Annotated in this window: 18 protein-coding genes, 5 tRNA genes and 1 pseudogene; 1 reads left to right on the top strand and 23 read right to left on the bottom strand. The window is 41.9% G+C overall.

Translation table 11 applies throughout. From position 1 onward, the window contains the following. Position 1: 1 nt before the first annotated feature. The 6 genes from rpsJ to O3603_RS01125 form a co-directional block, all read right to left on the bottom strand. A complete protein-coding gene (gene rpsJ / locus O3603_RS01150; RefSeq protein ID WP_004352787.1) occupies positions 2 to 307 on the bottom strand; it encodes a 30S ribosomal protein S10 in 306 nt (101 codons plus the stop codon). Positions 308 to 394: 87 nt separating this feature from the next. Continuing rightward, the gene (gene fusA / locus O3603_RS01145) at positions 395 to 2,512 is read right to left on the bottom strand and encodes an elongation factor G (RefSeq protein ID WP_009435164.1); all 2,118 of its coding nucleotides are present in this window, start codon (positions 2,510 to 2,512) and stop codon (positions 395 to 397) included. 28 nt (positions 2,513 to 2,540) lie between these two features. Continuing rightward, positions 2,541 to 3,017 (bottom strand): 30S ribosomal protein S7, encoded by a 477-nt coding sequence (gene rpsG / locus O3603_RS01140; protein WP_008821977.1) that lies wholly within the window; start codon positions 3,015 to 3,017, stop codon positions 2,541 to 2,543. Between the two features lie 220 nt (positions 3,018 to 3,237). Next, positions 3,238 to 3,621 carry a 30S ribosomal protein S12 gene (rpsL, locus tag O3603_RS01135; RefSeq protein WP_004335835.1) on the bottom strand — a complete coding sequence of 128 codons (384 nt, stop codon included), beginning with the start codon at positions 3,619 to 3,621 and terminating at the stop codon, positions 3,238 to 3,240. Positions 3,622 to 3,834: 213 nt separating this feature from the next. Then, positions 3,835 to 4,221: a DUF1634 domain-containing protein gene (locus tag O3603_RS01130; protein ID WP_371519753.1), complete on the bottom strand. Its 387-nt coding sequence runs from the start codon at positions 4,219 to 4,221 to the stop codon at positions 3,835 to 3,837. 1 nt (position 4,222) lies between these two features. Further along, on the bottom strand, positions 4,223 to 5,059 hold the full coding sequence (locus O3603_RS01125) for a sulfite exporter TauE/SafE family protein (RefSeq protein ID WP_371519751.1): 837 nt from the start codon (positions 5,057 to 5,059) through the stop codon (positions 4,223 to 4,225). A gap of 227 nt (positions 5,060 to 5,286) precedes the next feature. Between O3603_RS01125 and O3603_RS01120 the strand changes: the two genes are divergently transcribed. Beyond that, complete coding sequence (locus tag O3603_RS01120) at positions 5,287 to 7,359, top strand: LTA synthase family protein (RefSeq protein WP_371519748.1); 2,073 nt, start codon at positions 5,287 to 5,289, stop codon at positions 7,357 to 7,359. A 107-nt stretch (positions 7,360 to 7,466) separates the two neighbouring features. On the opposite strand, the gene O3603_RS01115 is transcribed toward O3603_RS01120, so the two are convergent. The 17 genes and pseudogenes from O3603_RS01115 to O3603_RS01035 form a co-directional block, all read right to left on the bottom strand. Then, positions 7,467 to 7,799: a DUF3467 domain-containing protein gene (locus O3603_RS01115; RefSeq protein WP_371519746.1), complete on the bottom strand. Its 333-nt coding sequence runs from the start codon at positions 7,797 to 7,799 to the stop codon at positions 7,467 to 7,469. 194 nt (positions 7,800 to 7,993) lie between these two features. After that, positions 7,994 to 9,739: a WG repeat-containing protein gene (locus O3603_RS01110; RefSeq protein WP_371519743.1), complete on the bottom strand. Its 1,746-nt coding sequence runs from the start codon at positions 9,737 to 9,739 to the stop codon at positions 7,994 to 7,996. 34 nt (positions 9,740 to 9,773) lie between these two features. Beyond that, positions 9,774 to 10,079, bottom strand: a pseudogene (locus tag O3603_RS01105) (energy transducer TonB); the annotation flags it as partial. A 965-nt stretch (positions 10,080 to 11,044) separates the two neighbouring features. Beyond that, positions 11,045 to 15,418 (bottom strand): DNA-directed RNA polymerase subunit beta', encoded by a 4,374-nt coding sequence (gene rpoC / locus O3603_RS01100; protein ID WP_371519739.1) that lies wholly within the window; start codon positions 15,416 to 15,418, stop codon positions 11,045 to 11,047. 29 nt (positions 15,419 to 15,447) lie between these two features. Beyond that, positions 15,448 to 19,257: a DNA-directed RNA polymerase subunit beta gene (rpoB, locus tag O3603_RS01095; protein ID WP_371519736.1), complete on the bottom strand. Its 3,810-nt coding sequence runs from the start codon at positions 19,255 to 19,257 to the stop codon at positions 15,448 to 15,450. 154 nt (positions 19,258 to 19,411) lie between these two features. Continuing rightward, the gene (gene rplL / locus O3603_RS01090) at positions 19,412 to 19,789 is read right to left on the bottom strand and encodes a 50S ribosomal protein L7/L12 (protein WP_009435172.1); all 378 of its coding nucleotides are present in this window, start codon (positions 19,787 to 19,789) and stop codon (positions 19,412 to 19,414) included. Between the two features lie 63 nt (positions 19,790 to 19,852). After that, positions 19,853 to 20,371 (bottom strand): 50S ribosomal protein L10, encoded by a 519-nt coding sequence (gene rplJ, locus O3603_RS01085; protein WP_009435193.1) that lies wholly within the window; start codon positions 20,369 to 20,371, stop codon positions 19,853 to 19,855. Positions 20,372 to 20,389: 18 nt separating this feature from the next. Further along, positions 20,390 to 21,082 carry a 50S ribosomal protein L1 gene (rplA, locus tag O3603_RS01080; protein WP_004383921.1) on the bottom strand — a complete coding sequence of 231 codons (693 nt, stop codon included), beginning with the start codon at positions 21,080 to 21,082 and terminating at the stop codon, positions 20,390 to 20,392. Positions 21,083 to 21,102: 20 nt separating this feature from the next. Beyond that, the gene (rplK, locus tag O3603_RS01075; RefSeq protein WP_009435207.1) at positions 21,103 to 21,543 is read right to left on the bottom strand and encodes a 50S ribosomal protein L11; all 441 of its coding nucleotides are present in this window, start codon (positions 21,541 to 21,543) and stop codon (positions 21,103 to 21,105) included. A 57-nt stretch (positions 21,544 to 21,600) separates the two neighbouring features. After that, positions 21,601 to 22,146, bottom strand: a complete 546-nt coding sequence (gene nusG, locus O3603_RS01070; protein ID WP_155716307.1) for a transcription termination/antitermination protein NusG — start codon at positions 22,144 to 22,146, stop codon at positions 21,601 to 21,603. 11 nt (positions 22,147 to 22,157) lie between these two features. Beyond that, positions 22,158 to 22,349 carry a preprotein translocase subunit SecE gene (secE, locus tag O3603_RS01065; protein ID WP_009435163.1) on the bottom strand — a complete coding sequence of 64 codons (192 nt, stop codon included), beginning with the start codon at positions 22,347 to 22,349 and terminating at the stop codon, positions 22,158 to 22,160. Between the two features lie 17 nt (positions 22,350 to 22,366). Further along, a tRNA-Trp gene (locus O3603_RS01060) sits at positions 22,367 to 22,439 on the bottom strand. Between the two features lie 55 nt (positions 22,440 to 22,494). After that, a complete protein-coding gene (gene tuf, locus O3603_RS01055) occupies positions 22,495 to 23,691 on the bottom strand; it encodes an elongation factor Tu (RefSeq protein ID WP_009435189.1) in 1,197 nt (398 codons plus the stop codon). 69 nt (positions 23,692 to 23,760) lie between these two features. After that, positions 23,761 to 23,832, bottom strand: a tRNA-Thr gene (locus O3603_RS01050). A 10-nt stretch (positions 23,833 to 23,842) separates the two neighbouring features. Next, positions 23,843 to 23,915: transfer RNA gene (locus tag O3603_RS01045), tRNA-Gly, on the bottom strand. 14 nt (positions 23,916 to 23,929) lie between these two features. Then, positions 23,930 to 24,011 (bottom strand) — tRNA-Tyr (locus tag O3603_RS01040). A gap of 30 nt (positions 24,012 to 24,041) precedes the next feature. Further along, a tRNA-Thr gene (locus O3603_RS01035) sits at positions 24,042 to 24,115 on the bottom strand. Positions 24,116 to 24,159: the final 44 nt, after the last annotated feature.

Raw genomic sequence — 24,159 nt, 5'->3', positions numbered from 1 at the left:
ACTACACCTTGATTTCAACCTCAACACCTGAAGGCAACTCAAGCTTCATCAAAGCATCAACAGTCTTTGCTGTAGAGCTGTAAATATCGATGAGACGCTTGAAATCTGAGAGCTGGAACTGCTCACGTGACTTCTTGTTAACGAATGTAGAGCGGTTTACAGTGTAAATACGCTTGTGTGTTGGCAATGGAATAGGACCGCTAACAATAGCACCTGTTGCCTTTACAGCCTTCACAATCTTCTCTGCTGACTTGTCAACCAACTGGTGGTCGTAAGACTTCAGCTTAATACGAATCTTCTGACTCATGTTTAATTTATTATTTATTATTAATATACATAAAGGTTGCTCCCTCATAAGAGTCATTCGCTATGAGAGAGCACTTCCTTATATTCTTTACTTAACAAGGTCTGAGTTACCCTTCAACTCATCAAGAATCTCCTTTGCAAGAGAGCTTGATACTGGTGAGTGGTGATCATACTCCATAGAAGAAGTAGCACGACCAGAGGTAATTGTACGGAGAGCAGTTACGTAACCGAACATCTCTGCCAATGGAACCATAGCCTTAACGATACGAGCACCGCTACGAGCTTCTTCCATACCCTGTACAAGACCACGACGCTTGTTCAAGTCACCAATAACATCACCCATGTTCTCCTCTGGAGTAACAACCTCTACCTTCATGATAGGCTCCATAAGAACAGGACCAGCCTTAGGACAAAGAACCTTGAATGCTTGATGAGCAACGAGTTCGAATGACAACTGATCAGAGTCAACTGGGTGGAAAGAACCATCAGTCAAAGTAACCTTAAGACCTGTCAATGGGAAACCACCGAGTACACCACTATTGAGACAGTCTTTGAAACCCTTCTCTACAGATGGAATGAACTCCTTAGGTACGTTACCACCCTTAACGACATTGATAAACTGCAAGTCGCCCTCTTCGTAATCCTCATCTTTTGGCTCGATTGTTACATCGATACAAGCAAACTTACCACGACCACCAGACTGCTTCTTATAAGTCTCACGGCTCTGTGCAGCCTTTGTGATAGCCTCTTTGTAGTTAACCTGTGGCTTACCCTGGTTACACTCTACCTTAAACTCACGCTTCAAACGGTCGATGATAATATCAAGGTGAAGCTCACCCATACCAGAGATAATAGTCTGACCACTCTGCTCGTCAGTACGAACGGTGAATGTTGGATCCTCCTCTGCAAGCTTAGCAAGACCATTATCGAGCTTAGCAACGTCTGCCTGGCTCTTTGGCTCAACTGCAATAGAGATTACAGTATCAGGGAATGTGATAGACTCAAGGATGATTGGTGCATTCTCATCACAGAGGGTATCACCAGTACGAATATCCTTGAAACCTACACCAGCACCGATATCACCTGCGTCGATAGACTCCATAGGAATTTCCTTATTAGAGTTCATCTGGAACAGACGGCTGATACGCTCCTTCTTACCAGAACGTGTATTGAATACATAAGATCCAGCAGAAACCTTACCTGAGTAAACACGGAAGAATACCAAGCGACCCATGAATGGATCAGTAGCAATCTTAAATGCCAACGCTGCAGTAGGCTCGTTCTCGCTTGGCTTACGAGACTCTTCTTCCTCAGTATCTGGATTAACACCTACAATAGCTGGTGTATCCAATGGAGAAGGCAAGAAAGCACAAACATAGTCGAGAAGAGGCTGTACACCCTTGTTCTTGTAAGAAGAACCGAGGAGCATTGGGCAGCATTCCATTGAGATACAACCCTTGCGAATAGCAGCAATAATTTTATCCTCTGGAATATCCTGACCTTCAAGATACATCTCCATCAACTCATCGTCGTAGTTAGCTGCACCCTCGAGCAACTTCTCACGCCACTCAGCAGCCTCATCAGCAAGATCTGCTGGGATTTCTTCGATGTCGTATTCAGCACCCATAGTCTCATCATGCCACAAGATAGCCTTCATCTTGATAAGGTCTACTACACCCTTGAAGTTCTCCTCTGCACCGATAGGAATCTGAATAGCGATTGGGTTAGCACCAAGAATATCCTTCATCTGCTGTACTGTCTCGTAGAAGTCAGCACCAGAGCGGTCCATCTTGTTTACATAACCAATACGTGGAACATTGTACTTATCAGCCTGACGCCATACAGTCTCTGACTGTGGCTGTACACCATCAGCTGCAGAATAAGTAGCAACTGCACCATCAAGAACACGAAGTGAACGCTCTACCTCAGCAGTAAAGTCAACGTGTCCCGGAGTATCAATCAAGTTAATCTTATAAGACTTGCCAAGGTAGTTCCAGTTACATGTTGTAGCAGCAGATGTAATTGTGATACCACGCTCCTGCTCCTGTGCCATCCAGTCCATGGTAGCAGCACCATCATGAACCTCACCAATCTTGTGAGTCTTACCTGTATAAAAAAGAATACGTTCAGATGTTGTCGTCTTACCGGCATCGATGTGTGCCATAATACCGATATTACGAGTCAAATGTAAATCGTGATTTGCCATTTCTTTTTACCTTATTATAATAACTTGATTAGAATCTGAAGTGAGCAAATGCACGGTTAGCCTCAGCCATGCGGTGCATATCTTCCTTACGCTTGTAAGCACCACCTTGGTTATTGAAAGCATCCATAATTTCAGATGCAAGCTTATCTGCCATGCTCTTACCCCCACGCTTACGTGCAAAAGCAATCATATTCTTCATTGACACACTCTCCTTACGATCAGGACGAATCTCTGTTGGTACCTGGAAAGTAGCACCGCCAATACGACGGCTCTTTACCTCTACCTGTGGAGTGATGTTATCAAGAGCCTGCTTCCACACCTCAAGTGGAGACTTCTCTTCATCCTTCATCTTACCGCCTACGATATCGAGGGCTGCATAGAAGATTTCGTATGAGGTATTCTTCTTACCATCATACATCAAATGATTTACGAACTTTGATACCTTCTGATCATTGAACTTTGGATCTGGAAGGATTACACGCTTCTTTGGTTTTGCTTTTCTCATTTTTTATTTTAAACTTTAATTCTGCGGAGGCTGTCGTCTTTCGTTCTTCAACACCCTCTCTTGGGCGTTTACTCAACCTTTGTGATTACAAATCTCCAGCAAAACTGTTTGTTTTTAGTTTATTCTTTTTGAAAGAGCCTTGGAGCATCGACCATCACCGGCCGTTGCACCTCGGCTTTATGGATTGAAGTTTCTTTGTTGCCTTTGAGCAACGCAGATATTACTTCTTAGCTGCCTTTGGACGCTTAGCACCGTACTTAGAACGACGCTGTGTACGATTGGCAACACCTGCGGTATCAAGAGTACCACGAACGATGTGATAACGTACACCAGGAAGGTCCTTCACACGACCACCACGAACGAGAACAATACTATGCTCCTGCAAGTTGTGACCCTCTCCTGGGATGTAAGAGTTAACTTCCTTCTGGTTGGTCAAACGAACACGGGCAACCTTACGCATTGCCGAATTAGGCTTCTTAGGAGTTGTTGTGTAAACACGAACACAAACACCACGACGCTGTGGACAGTTGTCCAAAGCAGGTGACTTGCTCTTGTCTACGATGTCCTTTCTGCCCTTTCTTACTAATTGTGAAATAGTAGGCATAATTTTACTTTTTATTGTTATATATTTATTTTGTTTATTTTCAATCCATTACAAACAAGAGTAAAACGTCTAAGAACGCTATAATTTACTCTATTGTTTCGGGTTGCAAAGGTACGAATATTCCCTCAAATGACCTAATAATAAGAAAAATAATAAGTTCACAAATTACCCACGTTAACAATAAATAACTTTTTACTTATTATTTAACACACCTTACCCCACTCCAACAAGTGAGTTCATGACAATAATGAGGAGAACAATACCCGTTATGACCACATATAGCCAGTCACGTTGGATGCTAAAATCTACCAATGATAATATGACACGCATTACTGGTGTGAGCATGAGAACGACTACGCCTAATTGTACCCAACCTGCAGCTGACAGCGCAAATACCGACTTAAAAATGCCTTCAAAGGTCGTATAACTTTCATCTCCTTTATAGAAAACCTTATAATCTGGTAATGCTGATCCCGAAGTACTTACAACATACCATATACCACCTATCAGCGCAATGATACATGCCGTGAAGACTCCAATACGCAAAGTATTGCCTATCAGAGTATTCATATCATTCTTAGTGTTTCTATTATCTTCCATATTAGAACTTTCCTATTATGCCATTATATATCATGTTTAATGCCGCCAATAGTATGGCTACAGCAAATATCTTTCTCAACACTTTCACATCTAAGTGTTTCAGTAACTTTGCTCCACTCATTGCGCCTGCTAACACGCCCACCATTATTGGGAAGGCAAGACCTGGCTCTATATAACCACGCTGTAGATAAACGACGGCGGAGGTTACCGCTGTAACACCTATCATGAAATTACTCGTTGTGGTACTAACCTTAAATGGGACTTTCATGCATCCGTCCATAGCCAACACCTTTAATGCTCCACTACCAATTCCTAATAGGCCAGACAATGCTCCAGCAAGTATCATCACAGAAAAGCCGCCCGACACGTTGGTTAGCTCATATTTTTGCGACTTCCCTTCTTTCGTAGGATAGGAGCCAAAAAGCTTCAGTTTCATCGCTAACTGACTACCTTTTACATTGACGTAATCGGCTTTCTGACGAAATTGTAAGGCTATTGTGAGAAGGAGAACTGCTCCGAAAACAATAGCTATTCCATTAGTAGGCATCCACAAAGCAACTGCAGCACCAATTACGGCACCAATACTTGTTGCTATCTCAAGAAACATTCCTAAACGAATATTGGTCATTCCTTCTTTTACATAAGCACTAGCCGAACCAGAAGAGGTTGCTATGGAAGCAACCAAAGCAGCTCCAATAGCATAATGGAAATCGATACCGAAAACTAAAGTGAGTAGAGGAATGACAATTACACCTCCCCCCAAACCTGTCAAGGAGCCTAACAAACCTGCACAATAGGCACCTAACAATAAGAGAATAGTAAATACGATAATACTCATTGAGATATTTTTTGCTTGCAAAAGTAAGCAAATACTTCGAAAGTAGATAGCCTCTTTTTAAAAATTAAGTTGAACCTTATCTAAAAACAAAGAAACACCATTGACAAATAGAAGCACATTTATCATTCTAAGGATCTAACATTCTCAAACATGCGAGCGCAATTACTGCCTAAAATATGTCTGGACCTCATCTATAATTATTAACTTTGCCGAAAAATAAGCAAACGATGGACAAAAGAACAAATGTAATTACCAAGAATCCTATTAATTTCATTGGAACACGATTTTTAAAACTGTATCTACTCATTGGATTCATCCTAAGAATTATCTTAATGTCGAATGTCCCCGAAGATTCTTCTTTCTCATTCTGGGAGATAATCAGATTTTTAAGTGTTGGCTTCGTAACAGACATTTGTATGGCAATTTTGCTTGCCTTACCATTGCAAATTATAAACCTTGGGCTAAATGAAGCTAAATATCATCGCGTCACAGGATGGATTATTGAACTTCTACTAGCTATCGCCTTTGCCTACGTATTATTCTTCCATACCATCTTCCACGAATACGGAGGCGGCGCACCAAAGATTGCACGAATATTCCTCGGATGGAAACTATTTAGTTTCTCCATACGCTTTTTCATTCCAAGAACAAGAGAAACATGGCGTAAGATCTCCCTCTATATAACTTGGGCTGTATATGTTTTCTTATTACTTTGCGTCACAGCAGGAGAATACATCTTCTGGGGAGAGTTTGGCGTAAGATATAATTTCATTGCAGTAGACTATCTCGTCTACACTCACGAAGTTATTGGGAACATCATGGAGTCTTATTCTATTGTTCCGTTGATTGGCATTACATTACTCTTAACTGCTGCAATTATCTTCCTTCAATCACGACATTACAAGCTAAAGGTTACTCATCTTTACAATGCGAAGAAGTTTCTTATACACTTTTCTATATATATGGTCTTAGCAATAAGCTCATATTTTATCTTACAAGGCACCCATGCTCTACGAAGTAACAATCAATACGTTACTCAACTTGAACAAAACGGAGCCTGCGACTTTGTCATTGCTTTCCAAAGTAACAAGTTAGAGTATGATAAGTTCTATACCATGTTACCCAAACAACAATGTGTGTCTCTGTATCGTCAACTAAGTGGACTTAATAATGAGGGAAAGAAGGCGATTGGAGAGTCCCTTGCGCCACAACGCCCTAACATCGTCTTAATAACAGTAGAAAGCCTAAGTGCTGATTTCCTTACGCGATATGGAAATAAAGAGAACCTTACCCCACAACTTGACAAGCTCATGCAAGGGAGTATTGTCTTTGACAGTCTATACGCAGCGGGAAACAGAACAGTTAGAGGATTAGAAGCATTATCTCTTTGCATTCCACCAAGTGCAGGAGAAAGCATCATCAAGCGAAAGGCTAACCGAATGGGGAACTTATCAATAGGTCCTATCCTTTCTCACTTGGGATACAAATCGCAATTCATCTATGGCGGAGATAGTTATTTCGATAACATGGGCGACTTCTTCAGTCATAATGGCTACGAGGTAATAGACCGAAAAGACATACCGAACAATCAAGTAACATTCGCAAACATTTGGGGTGTCTGTGATGAAGATATCTTCAACAAGAGCTTACAAGTATTCGATAAGAACTATCAGTCGAAGCTTCCTTTCTTCGCACAGATTATGACCACGAGCAATCATCGCCCTTACACCTATCCCAGTGGCAGAATTAAAGTAGACGGTGACCCTAACACAAGAGAAGCCGCAGTAAAATATACAGACTATGCAATCGGTAAATTCATTAATGACGCCCGAAAGAAAGCATGGTTCCAGAATACCGTATTCGTAGTTATTGCTGATCACTGTGCATCCAGTGCCGGAAAAACATCACTTCCTATAGACCGCTACCATATTCCATGCCTCATCTATGCGCCAGCTATTCTCCAACCAAGAAAGATTGAAACTATATGCTCGCAGATTGATGTCATGCCTACCCTACTTTCTCTCCTCAAGTTACGTTGCACTGTAAGTTTCACAGGACAAGACATCCTCGCACCAACCTATCATCCTCGTGCATTCATGGCAACTTACCAAGACCTTGGTTATCTTGAAGGTAACCGACTAACTGTTTTATCGCCAGTCCGCAATGTACGACAATACATCGTTCGTCCATTACACGATGGTACATTTGAAGAGCAACCTACAAAGCAGATGAATCAAGAACTCATCCGCAAAGCGCAGGCTTACTACCAATACACAAACTTATACGTGAAAGCGCAATAGCTTAACCAAAGTAGTGACTTTGTAACATGCTTACAAGCCCCCCTGAAACAGAAAGTCGCCCCCAATATGGAGGCGACTTTCAAGTATTTTAATCTTAAAGGGATTGCTTATGCTTCAACCTTACCATTGCCGAATGGAGCGATAGTGCGTGGTCCCTGCTCTTTTGGTTCGTGGCGATCAATCTTACCAAACTCTTTCTCATAGCGTACTACATTATCCTGCAAAGCTGCAAGAAGACGAAGAGCATGCTCTGGAGCGATGATAACACGACTGGTTACTGTTGCCTTTGGAACACCTGGAAGAAGTGTAGCAAAGTCGAGCACAAACTCTGAACTAGAGTGAGAGATTATCTGGAAGTTTGTATAAACACCATTAGCGATTTCCGGTGAGAGATCAATCTGCAACTGCTGTCCCTCTTGATTCTGATTGTTATTGTCCATTTTACTTAAAAGATTTAGATAAATAATTCGTTTGTATTGCTTGAATAAACCGAACAAGGTTAAGCATTATCTACAACTTATATGCCTCGTAGGGTCTAGCTTATGCAAAGGTAATACTTTCATTGCACTTACCCAAATCTTAACGCAATAGTTTTACAGAACTTATCAAAGGTCTGTACAGAACAACGAATCGACTAATAGGCTATGGCAGAATCTAGACAAACACTATCAGCGTACTCCGTATCATCTGCATATGAGTCACTTGTGGTCGTAACAGTATCATCACTGCCCGTAAACATATTAAGGTTTATGGCATTAACATCAAAATTGCCATAATTCAAATAAACCTTATCACCATCGCTACCAACAAAATAATAAGCATTGCCACTAGCGACTATCAACGCATACTCAGTCTCCTTGACAACCGTACCCACCTTCTTCAGCTTCGCCTTTAAACTTCTCGTAAGCTGACTCAAATGTCCTTTTAATAGCTTTTCATTGTAGAAGGTAACAGATATTTGATTAGGACTAATATTACTAAAGCCTGATGAGAAAGTGTAATCAGCAACATTATCATCAAACAAAGCTGCTATCTGAAACTTCACATTGTTGAAGTTCAAGTCAACACTAATATCATTAGAATATCGATACGATGAAGCATTGTTGCTAAAATCGCCTTCTCCATACTGCTTATCTAGGAAACTAAACGACTTTATGACATCTGCTACTTCCATGGTTAGGTTAAGCCCCAAGAGCCCATCCTTCTTTATATGTAATTGGTTAATGAATGACGTAAGATCTAAGTACTGACTTTCAAACTCGGTGTCTCCCTGATTATAGCTGAACTCATAAATATCAGCTTTCGTCTTAACTTCTTTACCCTTATCATCTATAATAATCCAACTATCACCATCATCCTTAACAAAATATTTATCACCTGACAAAGGATAAACATCATCAAACTCATTAGGAGAAACCACATCCTCCTCCTCGGTAATGAGTTTCCATTGCGGATCAGTATGGTCATCAAGAACAAAGAGCTGGTTAGCCCCCGTAAACTTAATGTTTGAATACTTTGGACGTATCAGAACATCACCATTAAAGTCCATCAAGCCACATTGTTCACCATCACTAAAGATGAACTTACCATTCCTCATACCTTTAATAGATCGTATCTTATGGGAGGCATGAAGAATCCACTCCCCTTTCTCATTGATAAGTCCCCAATAATTATTACCATCGGTGTCCTCCTTTGCTACAGCCAAGACATCATCACAGAAATAATCAACACCATCGGAAATCTTTGCTAAGGGGAACTCAGAAAGAACCTTACCAGACGTATCCAACACGGTTATTTTAACCTTAGATCTATCTTTTACTCCCTTATATTTGTTGTGAACTCCTATGAACTTACCATCCTTAGCTGATTCCAGTACAAGATAGTCTGGCTTTATAACTACATTACCTGATGCGTCAATTGCTCCATAATAGCCGCCACACTTAAACACTGCAAGTCCATCAGTAAAGTTCCTACACGAGGTAATAGCTACGCCATCTACATTACCCAATGTAAACCTTACTTTGCCGTTCTTATCAATAAAGTCAATAGCTTTACCTTTCTCAACGACAGGGGCAACATCCTCTATAAAAGCTCCTGCTTGCACATACTCCTTACCTACTTGTCTTGCATTCTTATCAGCGGTGTACATCTCCCAATACCCTGCTTTATTCTTAACAAAGAATCGGTCATTCGACACGATGGTTGGCTCGCTCTTAAATTCATCTTCTAAGAGTACATCTCCATCTAAATTAATAAATCCCCATTTACCATCCTTTTCTGATCTGAAAGGTATATACTCTGCTACACTTTCCTCTTTCTGACAAGATGACAACAAGGAGATAAGGGCGAACACGAAACTTAGTAATAGGTATTTTCTCATTATGATAAGGTTTTTAGATATGTGACATTGATAATTATTGTAGTTTAAAAGTAATAGGAAGAGTAAACCAGACATTAGCAGGCTTTCCATGATTCATTCCTGGATTCCATATTGGCATACTATTCACAACGCGCAACGCTTCTCGATCGAGCGATGGGTCAACTCCTCTTACAACCTGTGCTTGACTAACATAGCCTCCAGCAGTTACCACGAACTTCACAATAACACGACCTTGAATACCATTCTCTGCAGCCACAGCTGGATATTGTAAATGGCTAGACAACCAAGCATTCACATTCCCCTTAAACGAAGGCATTTGTTCTGCAATCGTATAAATTTTATCAGCATCTTCTGACGACATATCATCCGAACTATCGTATTCAGACTCTTCACAATCAGAGTCCTCGCACGAATTACGGCTCTTGGATTTCGCTTTCTTCTTCGCAGTAGGACAATCATCATATACATATACATCATAGTCGCTAACTGGTCTAGACGGACGAGGTTGCACCGAACGTGGCTTAACAACACGTGGTCTATTCACAACGACTTTACGCTGTGGCGCAGGCTTCTTCACTGTTACTCTTACAGCAGGAGCCGTAGAATGTTGCCGTCTGGTGGGGAGTCTCAAACCTTGTGCCTCAACATTCAAAGCTATTAGACAGAATAAAACAAGATATATCAATCGGGGCATAATAGTTATATTTTAAATTAATCATTCACCTGTTATAAATCGGTCTGTAGAGTATCCATCGCCATCAAATTACGTAATGATTCAAATCATAAGTAACACTTGCAAAAATACGAAATAATATCCCACGAGGCAAACGAATGTATAAAAAACTACTAAAAAAGATAAATAAAGGCTCTTCTAACAAGTATCTTTCCCTATGTAACCTCCTTGTCTAACCATCTAAAATCATACAACTTCCCACTCTTTATGACCTTAACTTCCTTTCCCATTACTCAAGATAATTCATCATCTTCCCTATTAGGAATAAAGACATACCGCATAAGGAACATTAACATTCCAGTGTAGGAACATTGACGTTCCAGTGTGGGAACATGGATGTTCCAGTGCAGGAACATTGCTCATTGCCCAAAGGAGAAAAGCAACAGGTAGCTTACTATAAGATAGAAGATGCTACTTTGAAGTAAAGCAAAGCCTCTCCTTGCCTATTAATAAGCACCGCTTCAATCGAAAGGATGATAAGGTATAAAGTACAGAACACCTTACAATGAAAAGAGGGGCTCACAGCATATTGCCATGAACCCCTCTTATCTTTATGAATTGGATGCTATAAATTATTCTTTTGTAGCTTCAGCTACTTCTTGATTGGCATAATCTATAACATTCTTCTTATTTGCCTCCATACGCTCGTGTTCCTCTTGTGAGCCAACAACAATCTTCTGCCACTGGCGAAGACCAGTACCGGCTGGGATGAGGTGACCGCAAATTACGTTCTCCTTCATGCCCTCAAGGCTATCGCTCTTACCACGAATAGCTGCCTCGTTGAGTACCTTTGTTGTCTCCTGGAATGATGCTGCACTCATGAAGCTCTTCGTACCAAGGGCAGCACGGGTGATACCTTGTAGGATCTGAGTTGCTGTTGCTTGTACGGCATCACGAACCTGAACAAGTTTGAGGTCACGACGCTTCAAGCTTGAATTCTCATCACGCAACTTGCGTACAGAGAGGATCTGACCCTTATAGCAGTTCTCAGAGTCGCCTGGATCGGTAACAACCTTCTTACCCCAGATACGATCATTCTCTTCAGTAAAGTCGAGCTTATCAACCAACTCTTGCTCCAAGAATGTTGTATCACCTGGGTCATCAATACGCACCTTACGCATCATCTGACGGACGATAATCTCAAAGTGCTTGTCGTTGATCTTCACACCTTGTAGACGATAAACGTCCTGCACCTCATTCACAATATACTCCTGAACGGCTGTTGGACCCATGATAGAAAGGATATCAGCTGGAGTGATAATACCGTCTGACAATGGGGTACCAGCACGAACAGCGTCATGCTCCTGTACCAGAATCTGCTTTGACAAGCTAACAAGGTACTTGCGTTGCTCGCCAGTCTTAGATGTTACCACAATCTCACGATTACCACGTTTCACCTTACCCATTGTAATCTCACCATCAATCTCAGATACGACAGCAGGGTTAGATGGGTTACGAGCCTCGAAGAGCTCGGTAACACGTGGAAGACCACCCGTGATATCACCAGCACCACCAACAGAGCGTGGAATCTTAACAAGTGTCATACCAGTCTTGATCTCTGCGCCATCCTGGAGAACTTGTTCCAAGTGACCACCAACAGGGAGGTTATAAATTCCGAGGATGTCACTAGCTGCATATTGACCATCGTCACCCTTCTTAGCACCAACCTTAACAATGTCTACAGTTGGAACCTTTGTCTTATCACGAGAATCGGTGATGATACGCTCAGTCAAACCAGTTGCATCATCGGTTTCTGCCTTATAAGTTACACCTTCAACAACATCATGTAAACGAAGTACACCTTCATATTCACTAACGATAACGGCATTGAATGGGTCCCACTTACAGATTACATCACCCTTCTGTACTCTGTCACCTGACTTGAAGTAGAGAGAGCTACCATAAGGTACGTTATCAGTAAGTAATACGATACCAGTGTTTGGATCGACAAAGCGGATTTCAGCCAATCGACTAACTACCATCTGGCATTCCTTATCATCGTCATCAACGAATGGCACGGTACGAAGTTCATCAAACTCAATCTTAGCTTCGTTCTTAGCTGTGATAGTTGCGTTAGCGGCTGCGTTACCAGCGACACCACCGGCGTGGAACGTACGAAGTGTAAGCTGTGTACCAGGCTCACCAATAGCTTGCGCTGCAATGACACCAACAGCCTCACCCATCTGTACCATACGAGCAGTAGCAAGGTTACGACCATAACACTTCTTACATACACCCTTCTTGCTCTCACAAGTAAGTACAGAGCGGATCTCAACCATCTCAATAGGAGAATCCTCGATAGCCTGTGCCTTTGCTTCAGTGATTTCCTCACCTGCTGCAACAATAATCTCGCCTGTTGTAGGGTTTACAACATCGTGAACAGACACACGACCCAAGATACGCTCGTAAAGGGTTGCTATAGTCTCGTCACCACTCTTCAAGGCGCGACACTCAAGACCGCGGAGTGAACCACAATCCTCCTCATTAATGATAACATCATGAGAAACGTCTACAAGACGACGTGTCAAGTATCCGGCATCGGCTGTCTTCATAGCGGTATCAGCCAAACCCTTACGAGCACCGTGTGAAGCAATAAAGTACTCCAACACTGACATACCCTCCTTAAAGTTAGAGATGATAGGGTTTTCAATAATCTGTGCACCTTCAGCACCAGCCTTCTGTGGCTTAGCCATAAGACCACGCATACCAGCAAGCTGAGCAATCTGGTCAGAAGAACCACGGGCACCAGAGTCAAGCATCATATATACAGCGTTGAATCCCTGGTCGGCCTCGGTCATGTGCTTCATCACACTTGCCTTAAGGTTATTGTTAACGTGTGTCCACGCATCAATTACCTGGTTGTAACGCTCCTTATCAGTGATGAAACCCATTTCGTAGTTAGCCTTCACCTGATCAACCTCATCCTGACCCTTACCAACAATGTCTTTCTTCTCTACAGGAACGATGATATCGTCCAAGTTGAAGGATAGACCTGCTACGTATGCCATGTGGTAACCGAGGTTCTTGATACCATCAAGGAACTCACAAGCACGTGCCATACCGACAGCCTTAATTACATCAGCAATAAGACCACGGAGAGACTTCTTTGAGATAATACCATTGAAGAAACCGATCTCGGTTGGGATAATCTGGTTAACAATAACACGACCAACAGAGGTTTCAACCATTCGCTTCTGTATCTTACCACCTACAAGGTCGTCAACAACAACCTTTACTTGAGCATGAAGGTCACACTTCTTCTCATTGTAAGCAATGATAGCCTCTTCCGAACCATAGAATGATAGACCTTCACCCTTAGCGCCTGGACGAATCTTAGTAATATAGTAGAGACCAAGCACCATATCCTGTGAAGGAACGGTGATAGGTGCACCATTAGCAGGGTTAAGGATGTTATGGCTCTGAAGCATCAAGATCTGTGTCTCTAAGACTGCCTCATTACTCAATGGGAGGTGAACAGCCATCTGGTCACCATCGAAGTCGGCATTGAACGCTGTACATGCCAATGGGTGCAGCTGGATAGCCTTACCCTCAATGAGCTTAGGCTGGAATGCTTGAATACCCAAACGGTGAAGTGTCGGCGCACGGTTCAACATTACTGGGTGACCCTTCATTACATTCTCAAGGATATCCCAAATAACTGGCTCACGACGATCAACAATCTTCTTAGCACTCTTTACAGTCTTCACGATACCGCGCTCGATGAGCTTGCGGATGATGAATGGTTTGTAAAGCTCTGCTGCCATCAACTTAGGAAGACCGCACTCACCCATCTTCAACTCAGGACCAACAACGATTACTGAACGAGCAGAATAGTCGACACGTTTACCGAGGAGGTTCTGACGGAAACGTCCTTGCTTACCCTTCAAGGAGTCTGAAAGAGACTTCAATGGTCGGTTACTCTCACTCTTAACAGCTGATGACTTACGGCTGTTGTCAAAGAGAGAGTCAACAGCTTCCTGAAGCATACGTTTCTCGTTACGAAGAATAACCTCAGGAGCTTTGATTTCCATCAAACGCTTCAAACGATTGTTACGGATGATAACACGACGATAAAGGTCGTTAAGGTCTGATGTTGCAAAGCGACCACCATCCAATGGAACCAATGGACGAAGCTCTGGTGGAGTAACAGGGATAATCTTCATGATCATCCACTCTGGTCTATTTACACCTATTGACTGACGGAAGCCCTCTACTACTTGAAGACGCTTCAAGGCATCTGTCTTACGTTGCTGACTAGAATCTGTTGTGGCACGATCACGTAATTCACCAGCAAGACGATCAAGATCGATACCAGTTAACAAATCATAGACAGCCTCTGCACCCATCTTAGCAATAAACTTACTTGGGTCAGAATCATCTAGACGCTCATTGCCTTCTGGGAGTTTATTATCAAGGATATCGAGGTATTCATCCTCTGAAAGAAGGTCGAACTTATGAGAACCATTCAAATCCTCATCCGTATCGGCATTCTTCATACCCTCTACAACACCAGGCTGGATAACAACATACTTCTCGTAATAAATAACAGCATCTAACTTCTTGGTTGGCATACCAAGGAGGTAACCAATCTTGTTAGGAAGACTACGGAAGTACCAGATATGCGCAACTGGAACAACCAATTCAATGTGACCAGCACGTTCACGACGAACCTTCTTTTCTGTTACCTCAACACCACAACGATCACAAACAATACCTTTATAGCGAATACGCTTATACTTACCACAAGCACACTCATAATCCTTTGTAGGACCAAAGATACGCTCGCAGAACAAACCATCACGTTCTGGTTTATAGGTACGATAGTTTATAGTCTCTGGCTTGGTTACCTCACCAAAAGAATTTTCAAGGATTTCTTCAGGTGAAGCCAGTCCGATAGTAATCTTGCTGAAATTACTCTTTACTTTATTATCTTTCTTAAAAGCCATGTTTTACTTCTATTATAGGGGTGTACGTATTAATCAAGTTTGATGCTTAAACCGAGACCACGTAATTCGTGTAACAACACATTGAGAGACTCAGGAATACCTGGTGTTGGCATTGGTTCACCCTTAACGATTGCCTCATAAGCCTTAGAACGACCTACGACATCATCAGACTTGATTGTCAAAATCTCCTGAAGAACATGAGATGCACCAAAGGCCTCAATAGCCCAAACCTCCATCTCTCCAAAACGCTGACCACCAAATTGTGCTTTACCACCAAGTGGCTGTTGGGTTATCAATGAGTATGGACCGATACTACGTGCGTGCATCTTATCCTCTACCATGTGGCCAAGTTTCAAGAAGTAAGTGATACCAACTGTAGCTGGCTGATCGAACTTCTCACCTGTTTCACCATCATAGATATATGTAGAACAGAGATTTGGTAGACCTGCCTTATCTGTCCACTCCTTCAAATCAGAGAGCTTAGCACCATCAAAGATAGGAGTAGCAAACTTAACACCCAACTTACGACCTGCAGCACCAAGGATAGCCTCGAAAATCTGACCAAGGTTCATACGAGAAGGCACACCCATTGGGTTCAATACTAAATCTACAGGGCGACCATCTTCGAGGAATGGCATATCTTCCGTACGTACAACCTTTGATACAATACCTTTATTACCATGACGACCAGCAAGTTTATCACCAACTTGAATCTTACGTTTCTTTGCAATGTAAACCTTAGCCATCTGAAGAACACCAGATGGAAGTTCATCACCGATAGTAATTGCAAACTTCTTACGTTTAAGTTCAGCATCCATTTGCTTATACTTATGTATGAAGTTCATTATCAACTTCTGAATCAAGAGGTTGGTATGCTCATCATCAGTCCAACCATTTGATTGGATTCCCTCATAGTCAAGGTTCTTTAATGCAGCAACAGTGAACTTACTTCCCTTTGTAATGATTTCTGCATCAGAGTAATCTTTAACACCCTCGGAAACTTTATCCTCTGTCAACTCTAGAAGTTTATCAACCAAGAGATCCTTCAAATCATTTACCTTAGCCTCCTGTTCTTCATCAATCTTAGCAAGTGTTACCTTATCTTGTCGTTTGCTCTCACGTGTTTTTATAGCACGAGCAAAGAGTTTCTTATCGATAACGACACCACTCAATGAAGGATTAGCCTTCAGTGAAGAATCTTTCACATCGCCAGCCTTATCACCAAAGATAGCACGAAGGAGCTTCTCTTCAGGAGAAGGATCGCTCTCACCCTTAGGTGAAATCTTACCAATCATGATATCACCAGGTTCTACACGAGCACCTACACGAATAATACCATTGTCATCAAGATCCTTTGTAGCTTCTTCGCTTACATTTGGAATATCAGAAGTAAATTCTTCAACACCACGCTTAGTCTCACGTACCTCAAGAGAGTACTCATCTACATGGACTGATGTTAATACGTCTTCACGTACCATACGCTCAGAGATTACAACAGCATCTTCATAGTTATAACCCTTCCAAGGCATGTAAGCAACGAGAAGATTACGACCTAGAGCCAATTCACCATTCTCTGTTGCATAGCCTTCAGTAAGAATATCACCCTTCTTCACACGTTGTCCCTTGTCACATATAGGGCGAAGGTCAACAACCATATTTTGATTCGTTCGACGGAACTTAGGAATACGATATTCTTTCAATGCTGGTTCGAAACTAACAAACTCTTCGTCCTCTGTACGATCGTAAAGAATTCGAATAGTTGTAGCATCAACATATTCGATAACTCCTTCACCTTCTGCTGTAATCATCGTACGTGAATCTTCACATACTTGTTTCTCAAGACCTGTACCAACAATCGGGGCATCATTATGTAGCAATGGAACTGCCTGGCGCATCATGTTACAACCCATCAATGCACGGTGACCATCATCATGCTCTAAGAAAGGAATGAGACCAGCAGAAACAGAAGCTATCTGTTGTGGAGAAACATCTATTAAGTTAACAGAGTCAGGTCTCACAACAGGATAATCTGCATCTTGACGACACTTTACGGTGTCGCGAACGAAAGTTCCATCATCATTCAATGGAGCATTACCTTGTCCAATAATCTGATCTTCCTCCTCTTCTGCCGTCAAGAATACAACATCCTTGTTGTCCATATCAACCTTAGAATCACGAACACGACGATAAGGTGTAACGATGAATCCTAGATCGTTTATTTTCGCATACATACAAAGTGAAGATATCAAACCAATGTTTGGTCCTTCAGGAGACTCAATTGGACAAAGGCGACCATAGTGAGTATAGTGAACATCACGCACCTCAAAACCTGCACGTTCACGAGAAAGTCCACCAGGACCTAACGCAGAAAGACGACGTTTGTGGGTCACTTCGGCTAAAGGATTAGTCTGATCCATAAATTGGCTCAATGGATTAGTACCGAAGAATGAGTTGATAACACTTGAGATCGTCTTTGCATTAATCAAATCCGTTGGCTGGAACACCTCACTATCACGAACATTCATACGTTCACGAATAGTACGATTCATACGAGCAAGTCCTATTGAGAATTGGTTAGCTAACTGCTCACCAATAGTACGTACACGACGATTTGATAAATGGTCAATATCATCAACGGTTGCATTTGAATTGACTAAGCTAATGAGGTACTTGATAATCTCAACAATATCATCCTTAGTCAACACACGCGTATCCATGTCCGTATCCAAGTTCAATTTCTTATTGATACGATAGCGACCGACCTCACCCAAGTCATAACGTTTGTCTGAAAAGAAAAGGTTTTGGAATACCTCACGTGCACTTGCATCGTCTGCAGCATCAGCATTGCGAAGTTGACGATAAATGTAATTAACGGCCTCTATTTCAGAGTGACTAGGATCTTTTGCCAGTGTATTAAATATAATAGAATACTTATTTGCTGCATCCTCATCCTTATGAAGCAAGATTGTTGAAACAGAACTATCAAGTATCTCGTCAACATTCTCCTCGGTAATAACAGTTTCTCTCTCTACAACAACCTTATTACGCTCGATAGAAACAACTTCACCAGTATCCTCATCAACAAAATCCTCAGTCCATGTCTTCATCACATTACCTGCAATTTTACGTCCAATGGCTGCCTTCATATTCTTCTTATTGACCTTTACCTCTTCACAAAGGTCAAAGATTTGAAGAATATCACGATCTGACTCATACCCAATGGCACGTAACATCGTTGTAACAGGTAATTTCTTCTTACGGTCAATGTAAGCATACATAACATTATTTATGTCTGTCGCAAACTCTATCCATGATCCCTTAAAAGGTATAATACGTGCACTATACAATACCGTACCATTAGCATGAACACCTTGACCAAAGAACACACCAGGAGAACGATGTAACTGAGATACAACTACACGCTCAGCTCCATTGATAACAAATGTACCATTGCTAGTCATGTATGGGATTGTACCCAAGAATACATCCTGAATAAATGTACCAAAATCCTCATGATCTGGATCTGTACAATACAGCTTCATCTTAGCCTTTAAAGGTACACTATATGTCAAACCACGTTCCAGACATTCTTCAATAGTATATCTAGGTGGATCAACATAATAGTCCAAGAACTCAAGAACGAAATTATTACGTGTATCGGTAATAGGGAAGTTCTCTGCAAACACCTTATATAGACCGTCATTCTTGCGTTCCTCAGGCGGAGTATCTAGCTGCAAGAAGTCACGAAAAGACTTCAGTTGCACATCTAAGAAGTCCGGATATGGGTAAGGATTCTTAACGCTGGCGAAACTTACTCTGGGTTTATTATCTAATGCCATAAACTGAAATTAAATATTCGAATATTCAAAGTTCAATAACGAACTTAAAGCGTGATTAAACAATCAACGAATGTGTCAAAAGACACAAAAAGGTTAGGACTCACCTACTTGGTAAATCCTAACCAAATTATATTTTATGCAAAGTATGAAGAAATTACTTCAACTCTACCTTTGCACCTTCAGCCTCGATAGTCTTCTTCAAGTTCTCAGCTTCAGCCTTAGCCATACCCTCCTTCAATGTAGAAGGTGCGCCATCTACTAAGTCTTTAGCTTCCTTCAAACCAAGACCACAAGCCTCTTTAACAGCCTTTACTACTTTAAGTTTATTAGCACCAGCCTCAACGAGAACTACGTCAAACTCTGACTTCTCTTCTGCACCACCAGCTGCACCACCAGCAGCAGGACCAGCAACAGCAACAGCTGCAGCTGCAGGCTCAATACCATACTCTTCCTTGAGCACAGTTGCCAACTCATTTACTTCCTTAACAGTAAGGTTTACTAACTCTTCTGCAATAGCTTTTACGTCTGCCATCTTATTCTAAACTTTTTAATTTTTTGTTCTAAAAATAATATATCTTTGACTTTATTAGATTTCTTACTCAGCGCGCTCACCTAAAGTCTTAAGTACACCATGAATAGTGCCAGCGCCTGATTGAAGAGCAGAAACAACGTTCTTGGCTGGAGATTGTAGCAATGCAACAACATCTGCAATAACTTCGTTCTTACTCTTGAGAGCTGCAAGTTCTTCGAGCTTATCTGCACCAATAAATAGAGTTTCCTCTACATAAGCTGCCTTTAGAGCAGGAATAGCTTCCTTCTTATACTCTTTCAACAGTTTAGCTGGTACATTTGCAGTATGAGCAAACATAACTGCAGTATTGCCCTTCAAAGAACCATACAGTGGTTCAAAATCTACATCTGAAGCTTCAAAAGCCTTGTGAAGAAGAGTATTCTTCACTACGACCATATTGATCTCACTCTTAAAGCACTTACGGCGAAGAGAACTTGTAGCCTCAGCATTCAAACCAGTTACATCAACTAGATAGAAATGAGGGAAGTTCTTCAACTTCTCACCGAGTTCAGCGATAATTGTATCTTTTACTTCTTTCTTCATTGTACAAAACTTTTAGAGTTATTCAGCTGATTTAGGATCAATCTTGACACCCTTACTCATTGTGCTAGAAATAAAGATACTCTTGATATATGTACCTTTAGCTGCAGCAGGCTTCAACTTGATAACGGTAGAAATAAATTCTTTCGCATTACCATAAATCTGCTCAGCAGTCATACTAACCTTACCAATTGATGTATGGATAATACCAGCCTTATCAACCTTAAAGTCAATCTTACCCTGCTTTACTTCCTTCACTGCCTTAGCAACATCCATAGTCACAGTACCGCTCTTTGGGTTTGGCATCAATCCACGAGGACCAAGTACACGACCTAAAGGACCTAACTTACCCATGCATGATGGCATAGTGATGATGACATCAACATCAGTCCATCCACCCTTTATCTTCTCAACATATTCGTCGAGACCAACGTAATCAGCACCAGCTTCCTTAGCGGCAGCTTCCTGATCAGGAGTACAGAGACAGAGTACACGTGTCACCTTACCTGTACCATTTGGTAATGACACAACGCCACGAACCATTTGGTTAGCTTTACGTGGGTCAACACCAAGGCGAACATCTACATCTACAGAAGCATCAAACTTAGTTGTGGTAATTTCCTTAACCAACTTAGCTGCTTCAGCTAATGTGTATGCTTTCCCTGCTTCAACCTTCTCAGCGACTGATTTCTGATTTTTTGTCAGTTTACTCATTTTTACTTTTGAAGTTTAAATTATTTACCAGGGAAGTCCCCTTTTACAGTGATACCCATACTACGAGCAGTACCTGCAATCAGTCTCATCGCACTTTCTACTGTGAAGCAGTTAAGATCTGGCATCTTATCTTCAGCAATTGCCTTTATCTGCTCCCAAGTTACGGATGCAACTTTCTTGCGGTTTGGCTCACCTGATCCGCCTTTTACTTTAGCAGCCTCCATAAGCTGTACTGCTGCAGGAGGAGTCTTGATAATAAAGCTAAAAGACTTATCATTGTAGTAAGTAATTACGACTGGAAGAACTTTACCAGCCTTGTCCTGGGTACGGGCGTTGAACTCCTTGCAGAATCCCATAATATTGATACCCTTAGAACCCAATGCAGGACCTACTGGGGGGGATGGATTTGCAGCGCCACCTTTAATCTGTAATTTGATTAATCCAGCTACTTCTTTAGCCATTTTCTTGTTAATATTAAAAATTAAACTATAAAAGTCAGAATAGTGTCCGTAACAACACTAGTCTTCTTTTGCGACTTGCATAAAACTTAACTCCAATGGATTCTGACGACCAAAGATCATAACCATCACTTTCAACTTATGCTTCTCAGCATTCACCTCTTCGATGATACCATGGAAACCACTGAAAGGACCATCAGTAACCTTAACAGTCTCACCAACCTCATATGGAACATCTTGAACTTCATCAAGTTCCGTTTCTTCCACGTTACCAAGTAAACGATTAATATCTGCTTGGCGAACTGGAGAAGGCTCAGACATACCACCGAGGAACCCCAATACATTAGGCATGAAACGTAACGTAGAAGCTACATCTGGAGTCATGTTGGCTTGAACAAGCACGTAGCCAGGAAGACTTAATTTCTCTTTGACAACGCGTTTGCCATTACGCAAAGTTGCGTGCTTCTCCATAGGCAACAAAACCTCGAAAACACGCTCAGCAAGCTTATCGTTCTGTCGTAATTGAGCATCGATATATTCCTTTACCTTAGCCTCTTTACCACTGACAGCCCGAAGAACATACCATTTCTTTTCTGTATCAGCCATTTTCTAATGAATTAACTCGGATATACAAAATCCATCACATGTTGGAAAACAAAATCCATAGCAAACACTACCAATGCAATGACAAGGGAAGCAGATAAAACAACCATTGCACTATGTGTAAGCTGAGCACGTGATGGCCATGTAGTTTTATGCGCAAGTTCGTCGTAGCAAGCCTTGCAATAATTAACTATCTTCTTAAACATAAAATCTTCTCTTTTTGCACGGGTTGAAGGGCTCGAACCCTCGACACCTGGTTTTGGAGACCAGTGCTCTACCAACTGAGCTAAACCCGTAAATAAGTTCCCAAGCCCGAAGACTCGGGAACTATTTATGATGTAAATCTATGATTTACTTAATATCATCGAGGATTGCTGTAATCTGACCAGAACCTACTGTACGACCACCCTCACGGATAGCGAAACGAAGACCCTCGTTCAAAGCAACCTTGTAGATCAATTCTACTTCGATCTCAACGTTATCACCAGGCATTACCATTTCAACGCCCTCTGGCAACTTGATTTCACCAGTACAATCCATTGTACGGAGGTAGAACTGTGGACGATACTTGTTACCGAATGGTGTGTGACGACCACCCTCTTCCTTCTTCAAGACATAGATAGAAGCCTTGAAGTGATCGTGAGGAGTAATAGCTCCTGGGTGTACGACAACCATACCGCGCTTAACTTCAGCCTTATCAATACCACGGAGGAGAAGACCTACGTTATCACCAGCCTGACCTTGTGCGAGGTTCTTACGGAACATCTCAACACCAGTGATTACAGACTTCTTGTCCTCACCAAGACCGAGCAACTGAACTTCATCACCTACCTTACATACACCAGTCTCAATACGACCAGTAGCAACAGTACCACGACCTGTGATAGAGAACACATCCTCAACAGGCATCAAGAATGGCTTATCAACCTCACGCTCTGGCTCTTGAATCCAAGTATCAACAGTGTCCATGAGCTGCATTACAGAATCAACCCACTTCTCTACGCCGTTCAAAGCACCAAGTGCAGAACCACGGATAATTGGAGTATCCTCCTCGTAACCATACTGCTCAAGAATCTCGTGAACTTCCATTTCAACGAGGTCAAGCATTTCCTCATCGTCAACCATATCGCACTTGTTCAAGAAAACAACCAAACGAGGTACGTTTACCTGACGAGCGAGCAATACGTGCTCACGAGTCTGTGGCATAGGACCGTCAGTAGCAGCTACAACCAAGATAGCACCATCCATCTGAGCAGCACCAGTTACCATGTTCTTTACATAGTCGGCGTGACCTGGACAGTCTACGTGTGCATAGTGACGATTAGCTGTTTCGTATTCAATGTGTGCAGAGTTAATGGTAATACCACGCTCTTTCTCCTCAGGAGCATTATCAATCTGATCAAAAGACTTAACATCTTCAGAACCAAAGCCCTTCTCGTGAAGAACCTTTGAGATTGCTGCAGTAAGAGTGGTCTTACCGTGGTCAACGTGACCGATAGTACCAATGTTTACATGCGGTTTGGTACGCACGAATTCTTCTTTAGCCATAGCTTTTCTTATTTAATATTAAATGAATAATCTGCGTTTTTGTTATACTAACTTAGAAAAATGTAGCAGAGCTGTAACTGAGAGTTGAACTCAGGACCTCTTCCTTACCAAGGAAGTGCTCTACCACTGAGCTATTACAGCAAAACCATAGAGCGGAAAACGGGGCTCAAACCCGCGACCCCCAGCTTGGAAGGCTAGTGCTCTATCAACTGAGCTATTTCCGCAAATAACATTTGAGTGGGTAGTGATGGATTCGAACCACCGAAGCTAGAAGCAGCAGATTTACAGTCTGCCCCATTTGGCCACTCTGGAAACTACCCTTATTTCAAATGTTCTCTCCTCTCAAGAAGAGCCTCTTGTCGGATTCGAACCAACGACCCCGAGATTACAAATCACGTGCTCTGGCCAACTGAGCTAAAGAGGCAAACTTTGCAGCCAAAGGCTACCTGTAGTAAAACGGCTGCAAAG

This window comes from Prevotella sp. 20925_1_30, assembly GCF_041433025.1.
GTDB lineage: Bacteria > Bacteroidota > Bacteroidia > Bacteroidales > Bacteroidaceae > Prevotella > Prevotella vespertina.
The sequence above is the reverse complement of the archived record's forward strand: the minus strand, read 5'-3'. Positions and strand labels throughout refer to the sequence as shown.